The 6,428-nt window shown below is 36.8% G+C and carries 7 protein-coding genes; 2 read left to right on the top strand and 5 right to left on the bottom strand.

The genetic code is table 11. The annotated features are described in order from the left end of the window. Positions 1 to 161 precede the first annotated feature (161 nt). The 5 genes from RAO94_04045 to RAO94_04025 all read right to left on the bottom strand — a co-directional run bounded on the left by RAO94_04045 (position 162) and on the right by RAO94_04025 (position 4,437). A complete protein-coding gene (locus RAO94_04045; protein ID MDP8321505.1) occupies positions 162 to 1,334 on the bottom strand; it encodes an FprA family A-type flavoprotein in 1,173 nt (390 codons plus the stop codon). Between the two features lie 53 nt (positions 1,335 to 1,387). Continuing rightward, on the bottom strand, positions 1,388 to 2,182 hold the full coding sequence (gene mutM / locus RAO94_04040; protein ID MDP8321504.1) for a bifunctional DNA-formamidopyrimidine glycosylase/DNA-(apurinic or apyrimidinic site) lyase: 795 nt from the start codon (positions 2,180 to 2,182) through the stop codon (positions 1,388 to 1,390). Next, complete coding sequence (locus RAO94_04035; protein ID MDP8321503.1) at positions 2,182 to 2,586, bottom strand: Fur family transcriptional regulator; 405 nt, start codon at positions 2,584 to 2,586, stop codon at positions 2,182 to 2,184. The genes mutM and RAO94_04035 overlap by 1 nt, the downstream gene beginning before the upstream one ends. Before the next feature lie 371 nt (positions 2,587 to 2,957). Then, positions 2,958 to 4,154, bottom strand: a complete 1,197-nt coding sequence (locus tag RAO94_04030; GenBank protein ID MDP8321502.1) for a hypothetical protein — start codon at positions 4,152 to 4,154, stop codon at positions 2,958 to 2,960. Between the two features lie 19 nt (positions 4,155 to 4,173). Continuing rightward, on the bottom strand, positions 4,174 to 4,437 hold the full coding sequence (locus tag RAO94_04025; protein MDP8321501.1) for a chemotaxis protein CheB: 264 nt from the start codon (positions 4,435 to 4,437) through the stop codon (positions 4,174 to 4,176). A gap of 416 nt (positions 4,438 to 4,853) precedes the next feature. On the opposite strand from RAO94_04025, the gene RAO94_04020 reads away from it, so the two are divergent. Beyond that, positions 4,854 to 5,237 carry a hypothetical protein gene (locus tag RAO94_04020; GenBank protein ID MDP8321500.1) on the top strand — a complete coding sequence of 128 codons (384 nt, stop codon included), beginning with the start codon at positions 4,854 to 4,856 and terminating at the stop codon, positions 5,235 to 5,237. A 40-nt stretch (positions 5,238 to 5,277) separates the two neighbouring features. Beyond that, the coding region (locus RAO94_04015; protein MDP8321499.1) for a tetratricopeptide repeat protein at positions 5,278 to 6,428 on the top strand (1,151 nt) is incomplete at its 3' end.

Below are 6,428 nucleotides of genomic sequence, written 5' to 3'. Positions count from 1 at the left end.
AATATCACTCGACTACTTTTAAATTCTGCAAGTGCTACATCGCTCAGATCATTTCTGGTTAGCTTGAATTCGGGAGCTGCTAAACCGATTGGTATCATATCTCCACTTGTATGGATTATATTTCCTTTTAACTTAATTTCACTCATTACTTTCTCCTGTTTTCATTTAAATTGCTCAATTTCATTTTTCAACTTCTCGGAGGCAGATTCCAGTTCAGATTCGTCTGGAATGAACTTCATTTTAATAGAACTCAGTCTTTCAAACTTCATTTCCTCCAAAGCACTATCCAAAATTGGAATACTTTGACCACCCCAGCCATAAGAACCAAATGCAAGTCCTATCCTACCCTTTGGTGCCAATCCCTTGAAATATGTTAGGAAGGCTGCCATTGTCGGCAGAATATTATTATTCAAAGTGGGTGAACCCAAACAAATGTATCGCGCATCCAGTATTTTAGTCATCAAATCAGACATATGGGTTTTCTGAAGATTATAAAATTCTGCTATTACTCCACTCTCTTCAAAAGTTTCTCGGATCATTTTTGCCATCTTTTCCGTAGAGCCCCACATGCTGTCATACATTATAAGTGCTTTATTTACTGTCCGGTTATTTGCCCATTTGTCATATAATTCCATTAACCTGGGTATGTGATCATGCCAGATCAAACCATGGCTTGGCAATATCCATTCAATATCAAGTTCCGCAGCCACCTTAAGCGCTTTCACAACCTGAGCACCATAAGGTAATACGATGTTTGCATAATATTTAGCTGCTTCCTCTTCTATTATCCCCATGGAATATTCATAATCAAAACGCTCCTGGGAAGCTATATGCTGACCAAAAGCATCATTAGAAAATAGTATCTTGTCATATCCTGAATAACTCACCATATTATCTGGCCAATGCACCATCGGAGTAGGTACAAATGCTATCTCTCGTTTACCTAATTTTAGGGTTGATCCACCAGTTACGGTATTTATCTGCCAGTTCTTCTTGAAATGACGGTTTAATCCTTCAGCACCCTTGGCTGTTGCATATATCTCTGCTTTTGGGCAATATTCCTTTAATAGTGGTAAACTACCGGAATGATCCATTTCTATATGATTTTGAATGATAATATCTATCCTCGCAGGGTCAATCACAGATTTTATCCGCTCAAGTTGTTCTTCAAATAAATAAGATTTCACATTATCAATCAAAGTAACTTTCTCATCAATGATCAAATAGGAATTATAGGTTGACCCTCTCTGAGTCAAATATCCATGAAAATTCCGCAAATTCCAATCTACTGCTCCAACCCAGTAAACATTATCTTTGATCTTTACTGCTTTCATTTAGCCTCCCTATTTATAGTATAATTATTTTATTATATATGCAATTTTTTTATTTATTTCTGACACACAGGACAATAATAGGATGTCCGACCAGCCTGTTTCACTCGTAATATCTCACTCTTACATTTGCAATAATGCTTTCCATATACCCTTAAGAATTTTTGGAATTCACCCGTTTTATCATCAACTCTACGAAAATCTGATATTGTCGTTCCATTCTTTGAGATCGCTTCCCTCAATACTTCTTTCGTTTCATGTATTATTGCTGCTATCTCACGCTTTTTTATATCGCTGCTTTTTCGTAATGGTGATATTTTGGCCCGATGAAGTATTTCCAGTACATAAATATTCCCTAATCCGGCAATCACACTTTGGTCCAGAAGTATATTCTTTATTGGTGCTTTCCTTCCAGATAACTTCTTCTGCAGATATTCCACATCAAATCCCTTATCGAAGGGTTCAATCCCCAAAAAGGACAGCTTCATTTCTTCACTCCCCTTATCCAGGATATTGATCTTACCAAAGGTGCGAACATCATCAAAAATCAGATTTGTTTGATCAGTAAACTTCATTTCTGCCCGACAATGATGTGATTCCTCAGCAGGTTGATCAAAAACCAGCTTTCCTGTCATTCTTAGATGGATCATTATTGTTGTATTACTGTCAGTATCTATTAATATATATTTTCCTTTTCGATGTATCCCAATGATGTTGCCATAATCTCTTTCTTCGCTTCTCTCATCAATTACTGTACCTTCACGATAACTGATGATCGAATCTATCTCTCTACCAGTTAATTTCTCTCTCAATCCCCGTACTACGGTCTCAACTTCAGGTAATTCTGGCATTAACTCACCCGGCAATCCCGGCAAATCCCTTTATAGATCACTTCCTTTGACTTGATCAAATGCCCTTCAAATTCTTTGGCAAAGTCCGCTTCCTCTGGCTGATCGAAATCAAATATTTTTCCACACTTTTCACAGAGAAAATGGGCATGAAATCCAGGCTGGGTCTCATAATGTAACTCATTACCATATATCGCTATCTGTTTGATTATTCCCTTCTGGGAAAACAGCTTTAAGGTGTTATAGATCGTCGTCTTTGATAAAGTCGGTATCTCCTGGATCAATGCCTGATATACCTCCTCTGAACTCGGATGATTATACTGCACTAATAAATGCCGCAAAATTATCACTCTTTGCAGTGAGGGACTTATTCCATTATCTTCCAAAATTCTCTTTGCATTATTCATTTTATCTCCAACTTTGTAATTAATACAAATTTAAAATCCTCACAATTGTCAAGCTCTTTCTCCCAAATCACGCATCCCCCCAGAAATTGAGACTATTCATTTACTACCATCTTTGAACTTGCGAATGGTCGATAGACTCCGCAATGGTTGGTCAGAGGATAGAATTTATAAATCTATACCATTATACCATTTAAAATTGTTAATATTTTGTTCAGCTCGGTCAGCCATTGCGGAGGTCTATCGACCATGCGAAGGTTTTAGAAGGGTCAATTTCAGTATCTATACATATATCAAATAAAAACTATTGAATAGTCTTCATTAAAATTATAATTTCTGCAATATTGATGTTATAACAAAGTTAAAAGAAGCTATTATCTCACTATCCCTAATTTTTCCTCCAGCTCTTTCACCTTGTCTCTTAATTCCTTGATGCGAAATTCTCTGCCAACGAAAACTCTGTTGAAATTTTGCAGTTCAGTGTTCCTGTCTCCCAACTCTTTTGTTCTGGCTTCGATGGTACTTTCCAGGTTTTCCCGATAATTATCCAGCTCTTTTTCTGCCTGCTTACGGGCAGTGATATTCTGAGTTGAGATTATCACTTGTGTACCTTCTCCAGACCACTTCGAAAGACACACCAGCCTTTCTTTCTGTAATGTTTGCAGAATTACCTCCGATTCGAAAATGTTCTTCCCTTCCATAATACTTTTCAGAGAATCGATAAACACCGGAACTGTTAACTCCGTGAAGATTTCCATATAAGATTTCATTAGTATTTCTCGTGATTCTGCCTTAAACAGCTTTATCGCTTCTTTATTGACATCCAGGACTTTTATCAAAAGGGCATATCTAATCAATTTCTGAGGATTATCAGTTAAGTATTTCGCAATATCAAATGTTCCGGTATTCTTTAAATCTGCCAGCTTTCTGAAAATCCTGGAATAATCCATTTCCCAGAGTGGGATAGGACTATTCTCAAACAAGCTGTGATACCGGCTTTCACTTTCCCTAAGTTCCTTTGCCGACTGTATGCTTTCCGTAGTATCAATCATAATTACTAAGCACTGCTCACTGTCTTCCTTCACTATTCCACTTAAATGAACATTCTTGATGGAAGAATCATTAACTTCCAGAACCAATACACAGGTCTCTTTGGCATTGCTGTTGAATGCCTTATTCAAAAACTGCTCAAAAACAGGTCTAGTTGCTAAAGACACATATATTCCAAATCTGATATTTATTAAATTTGCTCTCTCTTTCCGTAATATTCGGGCTGCATTGAAGTTCAACTCTTTTATTATACCATCTCGTGAAAGAGTCAAGTACATCGATGGAGCAAAATCATATAGTTCTTCATATTTATTACTTGCTTTCTGCGCCTCAAATCTTGCCTGGACAAGCTCTTCATTCTGCATTTTCAGTTCTATCTGGTGCACTTCCAGCTCATGGATCAATTTCTTCGTTGTTTTAGGAAACCCTAAATGTTTTTTTTTTGCCTTTATTTCCACCAGCAATTCTTCTGCTTTCTGCCAGCTGTTTTTTTGCCCTAAGGATTTATTATCTTCTTTCATTTCATCTCCTTTGTCCAATTCAGCCAATCCTTTTCTTTTTTAATACAGGGATATGATTTAGAAAATTGATAAGCCTGACCGGTAATCCCTCCGCCGGGGTTTCAATATCGGCAATTACTGTTTCCAGGCCACACTCTGGCATTCCAGCAAATTTGGTAGAATCAGGACTTTGCACCAGTACGATTCCATCCTTTTCCTTGATTGCCTCCAATCCGCCTGCTGAGGCACCAATCCCCACGATTGGAAACTTCCTGAAGGTTGCCTTAATGCTTAATATCAGCACTTTTCGAAACTGGCTTCTTTTTAGACATTACAATTCTCCCATATAGAAAACCTTTTTTGAGGATTTAATAAAATAAATCAAACTAATCTTGTTAATTATCAATTTAACTTGTATTTATCCAATACTTTGAAAAGTAGTTAGATGCTATCTCATGTCAAGCAGTATTATCTACTTTATTTTCCTAACCTTGGAAATGTTCAATTTTCTACTATCTTTGACCTTGCGAATGGCTTGTCGAACCGGAGCCATGTATAAGCTGATACCTTCGCAATGGTCGATCTAAAATCGAAGCTGATACTTTGCATCCAGATTGATTTTTTTATTGCCAGTAATATCCATTTAGCAAATATGACCTCATAATCTGTGAGATGCAGTTCATAGGTTATACAAAGTATAAGACGTCCTGAAGGTATAATATGAAAGAAGCAGAATTAAAAACAAAAATTCAAAACAGTCAGGGAATTGATAAGATCAAAGCTCTTGTACAATATTCTCAATTTCTCAGACAATCTGATATGGAAAAAAGCCTTCACCTGGCTCAACAAGCTCGCATAATTGCTCAGGAAATTGGTGATCCTGAAGCAGAAGTTAAAACTCTTGTCAGCATTGCCTATGCCTATTTCTATATGTCATATTTTGATTCTGCCAGACGCATATCAAATGAAATGATCCAGTATGCTACTAAATATAAGAATTATGGGATTCTGGGAACTGCCTATAATATTAAAGGCAGAATAGCTTTTAAATCTGAAAATCCTGCTCTTGCTCTGGAATTTAATTTCAAAGCTCTCGAATATTAAGGATTCAGTCAATCTCATAAGCTGTTATAATAATCTTGGCATGTGTCAGCAGCACATGGGAAATGAAGACGAAGCACTTAATTATTTTCAGCTTGCCCTTGATCAGGCAACTAAGATCAATCATCCTTCCCGACAGGTAATGCTCCAGAATATGGGTACGATTAATTATAATAAGAAAAAGTATAAAACTGCCTTGAAATTATACCAGCAGGCATCAGACTATTTCCAGGAAAACAATCTTCTCACCAACCTGGCAAATTCAAAATACAATATTGGTCTTGTATATCAAAAATTGGGAGAGCTTGATAAGTCAATTGCTTATTATAATGAATCCTATGAAATTCAGAAGAAAATCAGTGATCCCAAAGGACACAGCTATACCTGTAGTTCTATCGGATCTGCTCTGATTGATATGCAGAAATTTGAGCAGGCGGAGAAATTCCTCACCGAGGCACTTAAGATCGCCCTGGAACATAACCTGAAATGGAACCAGAAAGTTACTTTTGAAGCAATGGCAAAATATTGGGAGAAAAGAGGAGATTTTCAGAAAGCTACGGAATATCTTAAAGAGGTTATTATTCTTACAAGTGAACTTGATCAGGAAGTTAATAAGGAAAAACTTTCTGAAATGGAAGCGAAATATAAAACTAAAATTTATAAAAAACAGTCTCGAAAACTTGATGTCGAAAATAAAGCCATGTCAGAACAAATTGAAACTCTTAAAAATTCTCTCGTTGAGCAGCGCGAGAATTATGAAAACCTGCAAAAAGAATTTCAAATCTCTACCACTAAAATTAATCAGCAGGATGATCTGCTTTCCAGCCAGTCTCGTATGGCAGTTATGGGCGAAATGCTCTCCCTTATCTCACATCAATGGCGCCAGCCCCTTAATACCATTGGTGTTATGGTGCAATCTTTTCAGGATGCCTGGTCTTTTGATGAACTCAATGATGAATTTATCAATCAGCAGGTTGAGATCGTGATGGATCAGATCATGTATATGTCAGATACTATCAATGATTTCCAGGATTTCTTTAAGCTCAAGATAGCTGATAATTTCAATCTCAAAGATTCTATCCTGAAAAGCATTAAACTTCTTGATTTCGCTTTTCAGAAAGGCAGGATCAAGCTTATTACTGATTTTAAGTGTGAATGCCCGGTTATGGGTGTCCATAATGATATCGTTCAGGT

The organism is Candidatus Stygibacter australis (assembly GCA_030765845.1).
Lineage (GTDB): Bacteria > Cloacimonadota > Cloacimonadia > Cloacimonadales > TCS61 > Stygibacter > Stygibacter australis.
Note: the sequence above shows the minus strand (reverse complement) of the source record. Positions and strands in the feature narration are given on the sequence as shown.